Genomic DNA, 17111 nt, shown 5'->3' on the forward strand with positions numbered 1-17111 from the left:
TTATGCGTTGATTAGTTGGTCTAAAAATGCGGTATCGATTTCGGTAAAATCCTTAAAATTATGATCGGCTTCGTGCAAGACCTGTGCATCGCCAATACCAATGCTTACCATATCGACCCGGTTTGCTGCCTGAATACCTGCAATTGAATCTTCAAAAACGACCGCATCAGTATAGGCAACACCTAAAGCGTCTGCACCTATGGTAAAAACTTCGGGATCTGGCTTAGCTTTGGTTACGTGATTGCCATCTACAATACTGTCAAAACGATCAAAAAGCCCAACACGTTTTAAGATGGGTTGCGCGTTTTTACTGGCAGAACCAAGAGCCATAGGTATTTGCTTTTCTTGCAAATAATCAAGCACTTTTAGTACGCCCGGCAGAATATCATCTGAAGTCATTTTGGAAATATAACTCAGATATTCCTCATTTTTAGAAACGAGCCAGCCCTCTTTTTGTTCTTGAGTGGCTTTTACATCTCCTATTTCAAGTAAGATTTCCAGAGACCGTACGCGACTCACGCCTTTAAAACGCTCGTTTTGCTTTTCGGTAAATTCAAAACCCAATTCATGAGCCAGATTTCGCCACGCTAAGTAGTGAAATCCGGCCGTATCCACAATTACTCCGTCTAAGTCAAAAATAAAACCCTTTTTACCCATCCTTATCTGCGCGTTACTTCTTTAGTAGATTCACGCTCTACAAGACTGGTATCAATATAGGTTGTGCTATATTCTTCTTCCTCGTCTTCAGGGCTTTCTAATTTATTGATAAGAATAGAAGCTGCTTTGCGCCCCATTTCTTCCCCGTGCTGACTCACCGCCGTTAAACTAGGCACTGCATGCTCAGACAATTGACCATCAGTAAAACAAACCAGCGAAATATCATCAGGAATCTTTTTACCCAAAGCGTTGATCACACGAGATGCATGAACAGCAAAGAGTTCATTTACGGTAAACACACCATCAAGGTCGTTATTAGTGATAAAATCTTCGATACGCTTTTTAGATTTATCAGAAAGATCATCAATATTATCCAACTTCAAAATAAGCTTATCATCAGCTTTGATTCCAAAATCATCCAGAGCATCAAGATAACCTTCGGTACGCAGGCGTCCTACACTCACGTAATCTTCGCTGGTAATAATACCTATTTTACGACACCCGGAGCGAATCATATGCGTCACCCCTTTTTTTGCGCCGGCTTTATCATCGATCAATACTCGATCACACTGAATCCCTTCAACCACACGGTCAAACATCACCACAGGCATTCCTTGATCGATCACTTCATTTAAGTGGTGATAATCTTCTTTCATCATCGTTTCTTTAGAAACCGAAAGAATAAATCCGTCTGTACTTCCATTAGCTAAAAGCTCCATATTGAGAACTTCTTTATCAAAAGCATTGTTTGAAAGACAAATGATCACGTTGTAATTATTCTCACGCGCCTCCTGCTCAATACCATAGATTACTGTAGTGAAAAAGTGGTGTACAATCTGAGGAATGATCACCCCGATCGTATTGGTTTTACGATTTTTTAAACTCAGAGCTATATTGTTAGGCTTGTAGTTATAGAGCTTCGCAAAAGCTTTGATCTTCTCACGGGTTTCTTCACTGATTTCCGGGCTGTCTCTAAGCGCTTTTGAAACGGTAGAGATCGAAACACCCAGCTCTTTTGCTATTGATTTTAGGGTTAACTTTCTTTTCATAATTTGAAAAATCGGTTTAATTCTTTTTGTCTATCTTGAAAGACTATTGATAATTATTACTTGTGGCAAATTTAAGCGACTAAATCGATTAAGTTCTCTTAATTTGTTTTAAATTTCGACTCTTGTTGACCGAAAGGTTTAATTAATGTAGTCTATCATGAAATATGTACATTCCATTCTGTTAATCACACTAATTATGAGTTCTTGTAAAAAAGAAAACACCGCAAATGATACCCCTAAAGATACGGCAGTTAAATCATATCACGAAAATTTTCGCCCACAATATCATTTTTCGCCCGAAGCACACTGGATGAACGACCCTAACGGTCTGGTTTACAACGACGGAACCTATCATCTTTTCTATCAATTTTACCCAGATTCTACCGTTTGGGGACCTATGCATTGGGGGCACGCGACCAGTGAGGACTTAAAAAATTGGAAAAACGAGCCAATTGCACTTGAGCCGGATGAATTAGGCTACATTTTTTCAGGAAGTGCCGTGGTTGACCACAACAATTCTTCTGGCTTAGGCACTGCCGAAAACCCGCCACTGATCGCCATGTTCACCTATCACGAACCCAAAGGTGCTGAGGCAAAAACTTTAGATTATCAATATCAGGGAATTGCTTACAGTCTTGATAACGGAAAGTCGTTTACAAAGTATACCGGCAATCCCGTTGTGCCGAATAACGAAAACCTTATAGATTTTAGAGACCCGAAGGTTTTCTGGCACGAAGACTCTAATAAATGGATTCTAGTGCTGGTTGCCGGCGATCGCGCGATGATTTACAATTCTGATAATTTAATTGACTGGACCTACCTCAGCGAGTTTGGTAAGGATATCGGGGCTCACGGTGGCGTTTGGGAATGCCCTGATCTCTTTCCGTTAACGGTCGAGGAAACCGGAGAGACCAAATGGGTGTTGTTTATCAGCATCAATCCGGGCGCTCCTAACGGTGGCTCCGGAACGCAATATTTTATTGGTGATTTTGACGGAAAACAATTTACTACAAGCCAAACAGACGAAAAATGGATTGACCTTGGGCGTGATAATTATGCCGGGATCACCTACAACAACCTACCTGATGAAGAACGCACGTTTATCGCTTGGATGAGCAATTGGGAGTACGGCCAGGAAACACCTACCGAAAAGTGGCGTAGCGCAATGACGCTTCCGCAAAAAGTGAGTCTGCATAAAAACAAGGATTATTTTTTAGCCAATACTCCGGTAGCCTCAATTACTGAAGGTTTAAGCGATGTTTCTATAGATATTTCAAGGGAGCAGAACACCTCATCATTTTCTTATAAAAACCTCAACCAAGCGGTAATTACCTTTAAATTACCTAAACCGCTTAAGGATTTTAAGATTAATGTCGGAAATGCAGATGGCGAAGAGCTCACGATTTCATTTGACGCCCAAGCCGCTAAATACAGTTTGGACCGAAGCAAAAGTGGTTTGACCGACTTTTCAGATAAATTCGCACTCCCAATAATGGAAGCTCCTGCTGACTTCATCGACAGCGATTCAGCGGAATTTCAAATTTTCTTAGATGCTTCTTCGATAGAATTTTTTGCTGATAACGGCGCTAATGCCATCACCGCACAGTTTTTCCCAGAAAAGCCATACACCCAGTTCAGCATCACTACCGAAGATGAAGTGAAAAATTTAAAAATCACCCCAATTCCTTCAATCTGGAAGAACAATAACTAATACTAGAATTTGAATATATGAAAGCAGTACAAAAATGGTCTGTAACCGTCGCACTTGCCGGTTTTCTTTTTGGTTTTGACACCGTAGTAATTTCAGGTGCCAACTTACCGGTTAAAGAATTATGGAATCTCTCACCTTGGTTTCACGGACTGTTCATCATGTCAATGGCCCTGTGGGGAACCGTTTTGGGTTCTCTAACCGGCGGTATTCCTTGTGATAAATTTGGGCGCAAAAAAACCTTGTTCTGGATCGGGATTCTCTATTTTGCTTCGGCTTTAGGTTCTGCCTTATCTCCAGATCCGTATTTATTTTCCTTTTTTCGCTTCATTGGCGGTGTAGGTGTTGGTGCTTCTTCCGTAGCTGCGCCTACCTATATTTCAGAAATTACCACTGCTTCTAACCGCGGTAAATTGGTCGCACTGTATCAGTTTAATCTGGTTCTAGGTATCCTTATCGCATTCTTTTCAAATTACCTTTTAGAAGGTTTTCAAGGTGAAAATGACTGGCGCTGGATGATGGGTGTCGAAGCGATTCCTGCGTTTTTATATACGGTTCTGGTAATGACCGTTCCTGAAAGTCCGCGCTGGCTGCTTCATAAGAAAAAGGATGAACAAGGTGCTTTTGCGGTACTCAATCAAGTTTATGGCAAACAGGAAACACAGCGTAAAATTGACAGCATTAAAACCGAATTAGCAAAAACGACTGATGACGTAAAACTCTTTACGGCACGATTTAAAAAACCCTTGATCCTAGCTTTTTTAATCGCCTTTTTTAATCAGGTATCCGGGATCAATTTCATTCTGTACTATGCCCCTGAAATTTTAGTAAAAGCCGGTTTAGCCACCGAAGATTCCTTGTTAAATTCAATTTCAATCGGCGTGGTGAACCTCATCTTTACTTTTGTTGGTGTTGGCTTGATCGACCGTCTGGGCCGTCGCACGCTAATGTTTATCGGCTCGTTTGGTTACATCATCAGCCTTGTTACAGTAGCTTGGTGTTTTTACAGCGGCGCGAGTCCGGCGTTGTTACTTACCTTCATTCTGATCTTTATCGCATCACACGCTGTTGGACAAGGGGCTGTGATCTGGGTATTTATTTCTGAAGTTTTCCCAAATAAAGTACGTGCTTACGGGCAATCTTGGGGAACAGGAACGCATTGGGTTTTTGCTGCGTTGATCACACTTTTGACTCCGGTTTTCTTAGATGGAGAAGACGGAATTTTTAAGGACAATCCGTGGCCTATTTTTGCATTTTTTGCGTTTATGATGTTTTTACAATTACTGTTCACCAAATTTATGATGCCCGAAACTAAAGGGATTTCGCTTGAAGAACTAGAAGAAAAAATATTGGGATAATGAAAGAGTCTTTAAACGCTATTTGCTTCGGGGAGATTTTATGGGATGTTTTTCCTGACGGAAAAGCTTTAGGCGGCGCTCCGCTAAATCTATGCTTACGTATGAAAAGTCTGGGCGTCACGATGCAAATGATCAGCAGATTGGGCCAAGATGCTTTAGCCGAAGAAACCCGTGAAGCCATTCAAAAATTCCGTCTTGATCAAAGTCTGATTCAAGAAGATCCTGCTCTAGAAACCGGAAAAGTAGAAGTCACGCTTGATGCTTCGGGCAGTGCCTCGTACAACATCAAGAAACCGGTCGCGTGGGATGCTATAGCATTGACTGATAAAAACAAAAATGCTGTGCAGCAAGCCGATCTATTCATTTTTGGCTCCTTAGCAGCACGCAGCAACGAGTCGAGCAAAACGCTTAACAGCCTGCTTCAGCTTGCTGATTATGCCATTTTTGATGTGAATTTACGCGCACCGCATTACGAAATGGAAACGCTTATTGAGTTTATGAAGCAAGCGCAAATGATCAAAATGAATGATGAAGAACTTGAAGAAGTGGTTGCGCATCTAAATATTACTGGTGAAACCATTCACGAGCAACTCGCTGAAATAAGCAAGCACACGGCTACTGAAATAATTTGCGTCACCTTGGGTGCCAAAGGCGCTGTTCTTTATCAAAATGGTACTTTGGTTAGCAATTCGGGTTACAGTACAAAAGTGATAGACACTGTGGGTGCCGGGGATTCTTTTTTAGCCGGACTGATCTACCAACTTTTTAAAGTTGAAAACACACCGGAAAAAGCCTTGGCCTTTGCTTGTGCGTTGGGTGCTTTAGTAGCCGGAACCAAAGGCGCTAACGCCCCAATTACTTCAGAACAAATAGAAGCAAAAATGAGAGAATAGTAACCTTGGGGTAAACCCAAGGTTTTTGAATCTCAATTATCGCGTAATTATTCGGCCATTTTCTCGCATAGCGCGATTGTTTCTTCTACATCGGCCAAGGTCGTACGTGGATTGATCAAACACATACGCAATACAGTTTGCCCATTAAGAATGGTCGTCACTAGCATCGCCTCGCGAGAATCTACCACACCTTCTGAGATCTTTGAGTTGAGTGCATCAAGTTCTTGCTCAGACAGGTTTTGATCGATAGGGTTGTATCTAAAATTGATCACGGCTAGTGTAGCCGGAGAAACCACTTCCCACTTTTTACTTTTCCGAAGAATGCTTTCTACTTTTTCACACAGATCAAAATTGTATTGCACCGCTTCTCTAAAAGCTTTCAACCCAAAAGTTTTTATGCTCATATAGAATTTAAGCGCTCTAAAACGTCGGGTTAATTGGATTCCGTGGTCGTAAAAATTGATCTCAGAACTGTTCCCTTCAACATCTTTAAGATACTCAGGAACTTCGGTAAATGTTCCGCTTAACCATTTGTGATTTCGCACGAGCAAGCACCCCATTTCATAAGGCTGATAGAACCATTTGTGCGGATCTACCGTTAGCGAGTCGGCTTTTTCAACTCCTTTTAAAAGTTGTTTTCCATTCTTTGCCAGAATGGCTGCGCCACCATAGGCCCCATCAATATGAAACCATAAATCTTCGGCCTTGGCAATAGCAGCCAATTCGGTCAATTGATCTACAGTTCCGGTATTCGTTGTTCCGGCTGAAGCCAGTAAGCAAAAAGGTTTCCACCCGGCAAGACGATCTTTGTTGATCGCATTTTTCAGCTTATTGATTGCGAATTTAAATTCAAGATCGGTTGGGATCAAACGTATCTGTTCCTTTCTAAAGCCCATCACACGAATCGCCTTGATATTTGAAGAATGCGCCTGATCAGACAGGTATATCACCGCTTTAGAAAAATCGTCGCCACATTTGATATTACGCGCAGTGATCAAAGCCGTAAGATTTGCCATCGAGCCACCGCTGGTGAAAATTCCGCCGCCGCGTTTTTTAGGAAATCCATATAAACTCAATAACCAGTTTATGGTCACGATCTCTAATTCTGCAGCTGCCGGCGAAGCTGCCCAGCCTCCTGAAAACACATTAAACCCTGTTGCTAAAGCGTCTGCCATCGCACTCACGTAATTGCTGGGCCCGGGCACAAACGAATAAAACTTAGGGTGACTCATAATGTTTGTGAAAGGCATCACCTTTTCCATTACAGTATTAAAAACCTCGTTAGCGGCTGTAGGCGCCTCTGGAGCGTGCTCGCGTAACAAAGAATCCATTTCTTCACGGCTTGCTTGCGCTACCGGTTTCTTTTTATGTTGGTTGAGGTGATGCTCAACTATAGCATCAACCACTTTATACCCATAATCACGCATTTCTTGTTCAGACAATTCTAAACGCGCTATATCCTTTGCTTCCATCAATATTCAATTTTCTGCAAAACTACGGCTTTAAATTCAGCTAAAACCCTTTGCCCCGTCATCCTTTCGTTGGAAGTACATCGCTCGAACTTTGTAAATATTTTAAGACTTAAAAAAAAGCCAACACCAGGAATACGCTACCTTTGCACAGCAATTTTAAATCTTAAAAGTTTGAAAGAAACATTAGCAAATGTATTTACGCTAAAGACGTTGTTTCGCACCGCTTTCATTCTTAGTTTGCTTGGAGTTTTTGCTTTTATCCTTGATTTTGGTTACGAGCAATCTTCAAAATTGCAAACCTTTCTCAACGCCTATTACCTGTTTATTCTTTTTGTGGGAATCGCCGTTACCCTAGTACGCTATTTTACCCAATCAAAAAAACTAAGCACACAGGTCATTCTTTTTGACGCGGCCAGTATTCTGGTCATTTTATATATCATAGGCATTCATTTTTTTGGTGCTGAAGCGCATAAGCATTTAAATTTTCTCTATAGTGACAGTTGGGTAAGGGCAGCGATCTTACTCACATTTATTAGAGAATTTGCAGAGCAGCGCGTGAATTACAAAAAGAGCCACCTCAACCCGGCGCAACTCTTTATTGCCAGTTTTGTTGGGATCGTTTTATTAGGCACTTTTTTACTGATGCTTCCCAAAGCTACTTATGACGGGATTTCATTTTTAGATGCCCTGTTTACTTCTACAAGTGCGGTTTGTGTAACCGGTCTGATCGTAGTAGATACGGGAACTTTTTTTACACCTCTTGGCCAAAACATCATCGTTTTTCTCATTCAATTGGGAGGTCTGGGTATTCTAACTTTTGCCAGTTATTTCAGTTATTTTTTTAAGGGAATGTCCACCTTTGAAAATCAGGTGGTGTTGAGTGATATGAATAATTCGCAAAAGATCAGTGAAGTCTTTTCTACGCTAAAACGTATTCTAATCATTACCTTTTCGATCGAAGCTGTTGGCGGAATTCTAATTTTTCTAAGCCTTAAGGCCGAAAACTTTCAAGACTTTACAGATCGGTTCTTTTTCTCGGTTTTCCACTCTATTTCGGCTTTTTGTAATGCCGGTTTTTCAACCCTATCTAATGGTATTTATGATATCAATTTTAGATACAACTATTTTTTACAGCTCACCCTAATCGGACTTTTTGTTTTTGGCGGATTGGGTTTTCCTATTGTCATCAATATTCTGAAATATTTAAAGTACAAGATCGTGAACCCCATTAAATATTGGGATCGCGGAACTTTAAGCAAACCTTGGGTGTTAAGTCTTAGCAGCCGTATTACGCTAATTACCACTACCGCATTATCGCTTTTAGGCACCGCTGTTTTTTATGCTAATGAGTACCACAATACGCTGGCTGAACATAATGGTTTTGGCAAATTTGTAACCGCACTTTTTGGAGCCACTACGCCCAGAACAGCCGGTTTTAATACGCTAGATATGAATCAGCTGCATTTTTCTACACTGATGATGATCTTCTTATTGATGTGGGTTGGCGCCTCGCCCGCTTCAACAGGAGGTGGTATCAAGACCAGCACCTTTGCGATTGCTACGTTAAACTTTTTGAGCCTCGCTAAAGGTAAAGAACGCATAGAAGTGTATCGCAGAGAGATCGCCGATATTTCGGTGAGAAGGGCTTTTGCTATCATCTCGTTATCGCTGGTGGTTATTGGTTTTGCGGTGATCGCTATCGCAGCTTTTGATCCTGATAAAACCTTGCTCAGTATTGCTTTTGAATGCTTTTCTGCATATAGTACCGTAGGCCTCAGTTTAGGCATCACTTCAAGTCTTTCAGCAGGTAGTAAAGGGGTATTGATCATCCTGATGTTTATTGGGCGCGTGAGTATGCTTACCATACTAATTGCGATCTTCAGAAAGATGAAATACAAAGCCTACCGCTACCCTAGCGAAGAAATTTTGATCAATTAAAACGTTTAGATTATGAAATATATCATTGTGGGATTAGGAAGCTTTGGCGCTTCTTTAGCCGAAAAACTTACCGCTCAAGGCAACGAAGTTATTGGCATTGATATTAAAATGAACCGTGTAGATGCTTTAAAAGAAAAAATCACGCACACCATTTGTCTAGATGCGACTGATGAATCTACCGTAACCGGTTTACCCCTTAAGGATACTGACATTGTTGTTGTCGCTATTGGTGAAAATCAAGGTACCAATGTGATGGTTACGGCACTGCTCAAAAATCTAAAAGTAAAGAAACTCATCAGTAGAGCGGTAAATCCTTTGCACGAGAATGTATTGAGCGCCATTGGTGTTGACGAGATCGTACACCCGGAACAAGAAAGCGCAGAACGCCTGGCAAAAAAGCTGTGTATGCGTGGCGTTGTAGATTCCTTTGAGCTGAACGAGTATTTCAGTATTGTAGAGGTGAAATTACCTAAGCAATATGAAAATAAAACGGTGGAAGAAGTTCAGTTTAGAGAACGCTATAATCTTCTTGTTTTAACCACGCTGAAGAATGCATATGTAGATACCGAAATTGGTAAAACCAAAACCATTATCGATGTTCAAAGTGTCGCCACACCCCATTTGCTATTAGAGCGTGGAGACATTTTAGTTCTTTACGGCGCCAACAAAGACATCCGAAAATTTATCAATTCTTAGAATAAGGTTATTGCGACTTCGATCGCTCCATACTCTTGCTCAGGATTCCACATTGCGGTTGCTGCCATTGGGATCGTGAACTTTTTAAGCACAGGAACTTCTCTCGCATAAATTAAACCTACATTGGTTAGATTAGGCTTATCGCCGTAAAAATGAGCCTCATTTTCAAAAGAGAACGCTCCGCCCACAAAGGCGCTGATCGACCAATCTTTCTTCTGAATCAAACCGTAACTAACCTCCACATAATTAGAAAACGCATTTTTCAGTTCGCCATCATTAGCAACATAAGTATCACGCCCTTGCACGATAGTGCTCCAAGAAAGCTTCAACGGGATAGGCTTAAATTCATATCCTAAAGTCACGTCGATAAAATGAGAAGTGGTGCTTCGGTCGTAGTCAAAAATACCGGCATCCGGAAAATCACTATAGTTGTTAATATCCCATACACTTAACGAAAAACCGTTTGTACTGTACGAAACGTAATAATCAAATTCAGTATAATAACCTGTTACTCCAGCGCCTCCCCAAAGTCCGGCTTTGAATTTTCCATCACGTGAGGTATAATTAAGATCTACATCCAGAACCGGAGCATCGGTCACGCGTAAACCCTTCCAGAGGTGCATATTTTTAGCCTTCAGATTAAATGCGAAAGGCTTGTATTTTGTTGCTGTAGAATCTTCAATTTGCAGATCTGAAGAGCGTAAGTCTTCCTGTGCCTGTAGCTGCTGAAGTGCGAGAATGCACCACAGCGCTAAGGCCGTTTTCAAAAATTTCATAAAATGATTTAGATATAAATTAGTTTAAGGCTAAAAAGAGAAAGGCTGCTAAAACGGCGCCAATGATGGGACCTAAAACAGGAATCCAGGCGTAACTCCATCCACTATCGGTTTTGCCTTTTATGGGTAGTAGTGCGTGAACAATACGCGGACCTAAATCACGCGCCGGGTTGATCGCATAGCCGGTTGTTCCTCCTAAAGAAAGACCTACTCCCCACACAACAAATGCCACTGGAATCGCGCCAATAGAACCCAGACCCACTTTAGTTCCTGTACCGTCAGCAATTTCTGCATCAGAAAAATAGAATACACAAATAAGCAACACGAAAGTCCCTAAAATCTCACTTACAATATTTCTAAAATTATTTGGGATCGCCGGATCTGTACAAAACACCGCACGTTTGAGTCCGCCGTCTTCGGTGGCATCAAAATGGTCTTTATACATCACATACACCAAGGAAGAACCTATCATCGCCCCAATAAATTCTGCTGCGAGATACGTAGGTACATCTGCCCACGGAAACAATCCACCGGCTGCGAGACCTATGGTCACCGCCGGGTTTAAATGCGCCCCACTATACGGGCCGGCAACAACGACACCTACAAATACTGCAAGTCCCCAAGCGGTGGTAATGGTCATCCAACCACCACCATTTCCCTTGGTTTTGTTTAAAATATCATTAGCTACAATCCCTCCTCCTAAAAGGATCAATAAAGCCGTTCCTAAAACTTCTGCTATAAATGGTGTCATAATTCTTATAATTTAGTCCAGTGTTCTAGTGCTTTAACTGCACGGTACCAACCTTTGATTCCGGCTTCTACATCCTCCTTAGGTTTAACGGGCTCAAAGCGTTTATCTTCTTGCCACATCTCTTGAATCTCTTCTTTACTTTCCCAGAAGCCTACGGCAAGACCTGCAAGATATGCAGCTCCCAAAGCAGTAGTTTCGGTGATTTTAGGACGCACTGTTACTGAATCTAACACGTCTGCCTGAAATTGCATCAAGGTTTCATTTACTGAAGCGCCACCGTCAACACGCAATTCTTTAATATCAATTCCTGAATCGGCTTCCATAGATTTTAGAATATCCATCGTTTGATAAGCGATCGCTTCGATCGAAGCACGTGCGATATGCGCATCAGTGGTTCCACGGGTTACGCCAAAAATAGTTCCCTTAGCTTTTTGATTCCAATACGGTGCACCAAGACCGGCAAATGCTGGAATAAAATATACGCCATCTGTAGATTCAACAGACTCTGCCAATGGCTCCACATCTTCAGATTTATTGATAATTCCTAAACCGTCTCGTAACCATTGTACTACGGCACCACCAATAAAAATGCTTCCTTCAAGCGCATATTCGGTTTTACCGTTAATTCTCCAGGCAACCGTGGTCAATAAATTATTTTTAGAGAGAATAGGTTTATCTCCAATGTTCATCAACATAAAACATCCCGTTCCGTAGGTATTTTTAACCATTCCTTTTTTGGTACACATCTGCCCAAACAATGCTGCCATCTGATCTCCTGCGATTCCGGCAATAGGAATTTTAGATGCAAAAATGGTGGTTTTGGTATGCCCATATACTTCACTAGAATCTTTAACTTCCGGAAGCATACTTTTTGGAACATCAAAAAGCTCAAGAAGTTCCTCGTCCCATTCCATCGTATTGATGTTAAAAAGCAAGGTTCTACACGCATTAGTAACATCGGTCACGTGCAATTCACCTTTAGTGAATTTCCAGATCAACCACGTATCTATGGTTCCTAAGATCAAATCCCCGGCTTCGGCTTTTTCGCGTGCACCTTCTACATTATCGAGTATCCATTTTACTTTGGTTCCGGCGAAGTACGAGTCGATCACCAATCCGGTTTTCTCCTGAATCATTTCAGCCTTGCCATTTTCTTTCAGCTCTTCGCAATAATCTGCTGTACGCTTGTCTTGCCAAACGATCGCGTTATATACCGGTTCGCCGGTGTTTTTATCCCAAACAACCACTGTTTCCCGCTGATTGGTAATCCCGATCCCTGCTATATTTTTTCCGTTTAAACCTTTAGAAACGGTGGCCTCGGCAGCAACACCCGCTTGTGTGGACCATATCTCCTGAGGATCGTGCTCTACCCAACCCGGTTTTGGGAAGTATTGTTTAAATTCTTTCTGAGCTATCGACACAATTCCACCTTTCTTGTCGAAAACGATTGCGCGCGAACTTGTTGTTCCCTGATCCAGGGATAATATAAACTGGTCCATGTTGTATAATATAGGTTTAAAGATTAAGGCACTGCGACGTTAAAGCCGTAGTGCCCGATTTTATTTATGCGGTAACCGTATTGCCTTCAATGCAATAGTGGTTAGCCAATTTTGTAAATTCTTCTATCTGATTAAGTTTCCAGGCTTCATCACGATTCAGCTCAGCTGCGATCAATCGCGCTACCTCAGCAGTCATTTCACGAGCAGCAGCCGCATCTAGAAACAAAGCTCTCACGCGTCTAGCCAACACATCTTCAACTGTGCGCGCCATTTCATAACGCACGGCCCAGATCACTTCCGCTTTCAAAAACGGAAGACGCTCGTGTAATTTCTCACCTAATTCCGGTTGTTCTTTTATAAGGCTCGCAATCCCCTTTTGATCACTTCCGTAGATGTATAAGTGATTGGTACGATCTTCTGTAGGCGTTGCTCCGTGAATTGCCAAATGCGCTGTTTCACAGGCTTTCTTCGGAAGTTTTTTAAGCGAAATCGCTTTATTTATCGTGTCTTGCGCCATTCTACGGTAGGTGGTCCACTTTCCGCCGGTAATGGTGATCAAACCGGTTTCTGAAACGATCACTTTATGGCTACGCGAAATTTCTTTCGTTTTTTCTGAATCGTCTTTAGGCGCAGCAAGCGGACGCAAACCGGCAAAAATGCTTCGCACATCAGCGCGCGTCACTTTTTTATTCAAATAATTATTGAAGGTTTGCAGGATAAATTCAATTTCTTGCTCCTGAGCCTGAGGTTCCAAACTATGATCATCCAGATTGGTATCTGTAGTACCCACCAACACTTTATCATGCCAAGGCACTGCAAACAACACGCGACCGTCACTGGTTTTAGGGATCATAATCGCATCGTCTCCAGGCAAAAATGATTTATCAAAAACCAAATGCACCCCCTGACTTGGCACTACCGATTTTTTAGCTTCGGCGTTTTCCATACGCAGAATCTCATCTGTAAATACTCCGGTTGCATTGATCACAACATCACTTGAAAACGTATAATGGGCATCGGTTTCGGTATCTTTCGCTTCGACACCTATAATTTTGCCGGTATCGTTTTGCAAAAGATCAGTGACTTTAAAATGGTTAAGTAAAGTAGCTCCGTTTTCAATTGCGGTTTGTGCAATATTCGTTGCCAAACGCGAATCATCAAACTGGCCATCTTTATATACGACTCCACCATAAAGTCCTTTTTGTCTTAGGGTTGAAAGACGCTCTGTAGTCTTGGTTTTGTTGATATGCTTCGATTTTCCTAAACTCAATTTTCCGGCTAGAAAATCATAAGCTTTTAACCCGATGGTATAATAAATTCCTTCCCACCATCTGTAGTTTGGAATAATGAAGTTTTGGTTCTTCACCAGATGCGGTGCATTTTGCGCCAATAACCCGCGCTCGTACAAGGCTTCTTTAACCAGATCAATATCTCCTTGTGCGAGATAGCGCACGCCACCGTGTACTAATTTGGTACTTCGGCTAGAAGTTCCCTTTGCATAATCTACCTGCTCTAGCAACAAGGTTTTATAACCTCGAGTAGCACTATCTAAAGCTACTCCAAGTCCTGTTGCTCCTCCTCCAATCACAATCACGTCCCATTTTTTGGTTTGTGAAAGTTGTCCTGTCAAATGCTCACGCGCAAATATATTCGCCATCGTTTGGTTTCTTAATTTTTCTTTATGCTGCCAAATATATATAAAATGATACTAAAACGATTTCATTTGAAAGTTAAAGTTTCGTTTAAATTGTTAAAAAACACAATATCGATTAAAAACGAAACAAAAAGAAAGCGTTTTTAAAAACGCTTTAAGACCTTATATTTGTAGTGCTTTTATGCGCTCAAACCTTATAGTAATGGAACGTCATCAGGAAATTTTAGATCTTTTAAAAAAAGAGAAACATGTTAAAGTTGCGACCCTTTGTGAGCGACTCGATGTCTCAGCCGTAACCATAAGAAAAGATTTGAAACTTCTGGAAGATAAAGGCTTGCTCTTTAGAACACACGGTGGTGCCTCTTTAGAAAATCCTTATATGAACGAGCGCGACGTAAGCGAAAAAGCTTCAATATCTGCCGAAGAAAAATCGCTCATAGCAGAAGCGGCTGCTCAACGCATTCAGGAAAACGATTCTATTATTATCGCAAGCGGAACCACCGTACAACAGCTGGCGAAAGCGATTAAACCCATTGGTAAACTCAACGTGATTACCTCCTCGCTTCTCGTTGCGATTGAGTTGATGAAACATCGCGATATAGATATTATTCAATTGGGCGGAAACATTCGCCATCGCTCCGGTTCGGTTACAGGGCATTATGCAGAGCATATTTTGCAACACATTTCTTCTCATCAATTTTTTATGGGAGTTGATGGGATTGATCTCGATTTTGGCTGTACTACCACTAATATTGAAGAGGCGATCTTGAATAAAAAAATGATGGAAGCCGCGCAGAAAACGATCATTCTAGCAGATTCTTCAAAATTTGGAAAACGCAGTTTAGCTAAGATCTGCGAACTTGATGAGATTAGCGAGATCATTACAGACAAGGATCTATCTGCCGCAGATGCAGAGCGCATTCGCGAGATGGGAATAAAATTAACCTTGGTCTAGATTACTCCAGCTTAAGTTGCAGGTATTTTATTTTTGACCGGTTATGCGTGTATGTTATATGCACCAAACCTTCTGAATCTTGAATGATCGCAGGATAGCTGAATTCGCCTTCAGCCTCATCTTCTAACTGCAACACATCTTCCCAATGCGAACCGTCTGTACTGTACGCCAGATTGAGTTTATTACGCCCGTCTGACCAATCAGCTCCGGCTTCGGTAGGATTGTAAACCAAAAGAAAATTTCCGCTTTTAAGCGTAACCGCATCAATCCCACTATTGGGATTAAGCATCGTTCCCTTGGTAGCTTCAGACCAGGTTTTACCTTGATCTGAACTTTCACTTTCTAAAATATAATTCTGATCGCTGCGTAATAAAGCTTTCAGATTTCCATTTTTAAGCTGAATCAAAGTAGGCTGAATGACTTTAACCGTATCTGCTGAAGGTATCCTAACGCGCTCCCAAGAATAGCCGTTATCGCTTGATAATTCAATATGCGATTTCCAAACTGCACCGTCTTCTGACTCTACGCTAGACGGACTTACAATACTTCCGTTTGCAAGTTGAATAGGCTTATTTTTGATAGGACCTAAAATTCCATCGGGTAATTGCTCTGCTGCTGACCACGAAGCGCCGTTATCTTCAGAAGTTTTCCATTTTCCCCACCAGGAAGATGGCGACGGACCTTCTTTGTAATACAGCATCAATGTATTTTCGGCATTTTTGAAAAGCACGGGATTCCACGTAGGGTAACTTAGCGTATCGTTTTCTACCTTACCGTCAGCTATTTTTTGCGGTGTTGACCAAACGGTATCCGTTAGTTTACTTTGATAGATACTTACGTCAGGATGCCGCTCGTATTCCCCACCAAACCAAGCTGCGATAATACTGCCGTCCTGGGCCTCAACCAAGGTTGAAGCGTGACACTGCGGAAAAGGCGCTTCCTCGTAAATAAACCCTTCTTGTACGATTCTTAATTTAGGCGTTTCGCTCGTTTGACACGCAGTAAACACACCTAAAACTAAAACGACTACGTGTGCTTTGATCTTTTCTAAATGCATTGGTTAGGCTAATTCTCCAACGATCAATCTTCCGTGATACGCTTCTGCTTCCACGAGATGATGAAGTTCGGTTAAATTGAATTGAGTGATTTTTCCGGCAGGCATAATCTCTAGTTTATTTCCCGCCATTGTTATTAGTCGGTTTAAATTTTCCGCCCCATCAAACGCATTAGATTTCCCTCCTGAAGTGAGTAAGGTATCTACACCTTCAACCTGCAAAAGCTCTTTTAAAGCCGCGTCAATATCTGGTGTTGCATCAATGGCTTTATGAATCACCACTTTTAAAGGCTTTGCTGCTTTAGTAAGCATTTCAATAGCCTCAATATTGAGTTTCTTAGATTCATTTAAAACGCCAAAAACTACACCCTCAGCGCCTTCTTTCTTACAAAAGGCTATGCAGGCTTTCATATGTTCAAGCTCTTCTTCACTGTAATTAAAGTCGCCATTACGCGGCCTGATCATCACGCGTACCGGGATCTTAACCGCCTTGATCACTTCAGAAATTAGATCTGGAGCCGGCGTTAAACCGTCAAAAGCAAGGTAAGCACAAAGCTCCAAGCGGTCTGCTCCTTTTTCTTCGGCTTTAATGGCCTGAGCCAGGCTTTCTACGCAAGCTTCTTTGATATATTTTTTTGACATAGGGGCTTT

Annotated in this window: 15 protein-coding genes; 6 read left to right on the forward strand and 9 right to left on the reverse strand. The window is 41.7% G+C overall.

Features of this window, described 5'->3' with window-relative positions; all coding sequences use genetic code 11:
• Entirely contained in the window at nt 1-657 is a 657-nt protein-coding gene (gene pgmB, locus BUA96_RS16540) for a beta-phosphoglucomutase (RefSeq protein WP_072985049.1), read from the reverse strand.
• A 2-nt stretch (nt 658-659) separates the two neighbouring features.
• Nucleotides 660-1706: a LacI family DNA-binding transcriptional regulator gene (locus BUA96_RS16545; RefSeq protein WP_072985051.1), complete on the reverse strand. Its 1047-nt coding sequence runs from the start codon at nt 1704-1706 to the stop codon at nt 660-662.
• A gap of 196 nt (nt 1707-1902) precedes the next feature.
• Here BUA96_RS16545 and BUA96_RS16550 point away from each other — a divergent pair, with 196 nt between their 5' ends.
• The 3 genes from BUA96_RS16550 to BUA96_RS16560 are packed head-to-tail and all read left to right on the forward strand — an operon-like array spanning nt 1903 to nt 5665.
• Nucleotides 1903-3417, forward strand: coding sequence for a glycoside hydrolase family 32 protein (locus tag BUA96_RS16550; RefSeq protein ID WP_084673200.1), 1515 nt, complete (start codon nt 1903-1905; stop codon nt 3415-3417).
• Between the two features lie 17 nt (nt 3418-3434).
• Nucleotides 3435-4772, forward strand: a complete 1338-nt coding sequence (locus BUA96_RS16555; protein ID WP_072985054.1) for a sugar porter family MFS transporter — start codon at nt 3435-3437, stop codon at nt 4770-4772.
• The gene (locus tag BUA96_RS16560) at nt 4772-5665 is read left to right on the forward strand and encodes a carbohydrate kinase family protein (protein ID WP_072985056.1); all 894 of its coding nucleotides are present in this window, start codon (nt 4772-4774) and stop codon (nt 5663-5665) included. The genes BUA96_RS16555 and BUA96_RS16560 overlap by 1 nt, the downstream gene beginning before the upstream one ends.
• Before the next feature lie 47 nt (nt 5666-5712).
• Here BUA96_RS16560 and BUA96_RS16565 read toward each other — a convergent pair whose 3' ends face one another.
• The gene (locus tag BUA96_RS16565) at nt 5713-7137 is read right to left on the reverse strand and encodes a pyridoxal phosphate-dependent decarboxylase family protein (RefSeq protein ID WP_072985058.1); all 1425 of its coding nucleotides are present in this window, start codon (nt 7135-7137) and stop codon (nt 5713-5715) included.
• Between the two features lie 171 nt (nt 7138-7308).
• On the opposite strand from BUA96_RS16565, the gene BUA96_RS16570 reads away from it, so the two are divergent.
• Nucleotides 7309-9075: a TrkH family potassium uptake protein gene (locus BUA96_RS16570; RefSeq protein ID WP_072985091.1), complete on the forward strand. Its 1767-nt coding sequence runs from the start codon at nt 7309-7311 to the stop codon at nt 9073-9075.
• A 12-nt stretch (nt 9076-9087) separates the two neighbouring features.
• Nucleotides 9088-9771 (forward strand): potassium channel family protein, encoded by a 684-nt coding sequence (locus BUA96_RS16575; RefSeq protein ID WP_072985060.1) that lies wholly within the window; start codon nt 9088-9090, stop codon nt 9769-9771.
• Here BUA96_RS16575 and BUA96_RS16580 read toward each other — a convergent pair.
• The 4 genes from BUA96_RS16580 to BUA96_RS16595 all read right to left on the reverse strand — a co-directional run bounded on the left by BUA96_RS16580 (nt 9768) and on the right by BUA96_RS16595 (nt 14454).
• Nucleotides 9768-10547 (reverse strand): hypothetical protein, encoded by a 780-nt coding sequence (locus BUA96_RS16580; RefSeq protein ID WP_072985062.1) that lies wholly within the window; start codon nt 10545-10547, stop codon nt 9768-9770. The two genes, BUA96_RS16575 and BUA96_RS16580, sit on opposite strands and share 4 nt — an antisense overlap.
• Nucleotides 10548-10566: 19 nt before the next feature.
• Nucleotides 10567-11298, reverse strand: a complete 732-nt coding sequence (locus tag BUA96_RS16585) for an MIP/aquaporin family protein (protein WP_072985064.1) — start codon at nt 11296-11298, stop codon at nt 10567-10569.
• 5 nt (nt 11299-11303) lie between these two features.
• Nucleotides 11304-12797 (reverse strand): glycerol kinase GlpK, encoded by a 1494-nt coding sequence (gene glpK, locus BUA96_RS16590; RefSeq protein WP_072985066.1) that lies wholly within the window; start codon nt 12795-12797, stop codon nt 11304-11306.
• A 64-nt stretch (nt 12798-12861) separates the two neighbouring features.
• The gene (locus BUA96_RS16595) at nt 12862-14454 is read right to left on the reverse strand and encodes a glycerol-3-phosphate dehydrogenase/oxidase (RefSeq protein WP_072985068.1); all 1593 of its coding nucleotides are present in this window, start codon (nt 14452-14454) and stop codon (nt 12862-12864) included.
• A 199-nt stretch (nt 14455-14653) separates the two neighbouring features.
• Between BUA96_RS16595 and BUA96_RS16600 the strand changes: the two genes are divergently transcribed.
• Nucleotides 14654-15406, forward strand: coding sequence for a DeoR/GlpR family DNA-binding transcription regulator (locus BUA96_RS16600; RefSeq protein ID WP_072985093.1), 753 nt, complete (start codon nt 14654-14656; stop codon nt 15404-15406).
• A 1-nt stretch (nt 15407) separates the two neighbouring features.
• Here the strand turns inward: BUA96_RS16600 and BUA96_RS16605 are convergent, their stop codons facing one another.
• The gene (locus BUA96_RS16605) at nt 15408-16463 is read right to left on the reverse strand and encodes a sialidase family protein (protein WP_072985069.1); all 1056 of its coding nucleotides are present in this window, start codon (nt 16461-16463) and stop codon (nt 15408-15410) included.
• Between the two features lie 3 nt (nt 16464-16466).
• Nucleotides 16467-17102 (reverse strand): copper homeostasis protein CutC, encoded by a 636-nt coding sequence (locus tag BUA96_RS16610; RefSeq protein ID WP_072985071.1) that lies wholly within the window; start codon nt 17100-17102, stop codon nt 16467-16469.
• Between the last annotated feature and the right edge of the window lie 9 nt (nt 17103-17111).

This window comes from Leeuwenhoekiella palythoae (assembly GCF_900130045.1).
In the GTDB taxonomy this organism is placed as follows: Bacteria; Bacteroidota; Bacteroidia; order Flavobacteriales; family Flavobacteriaceae; genus Leeuwenhoekiella; species Leeuwenhoekiella palythoae.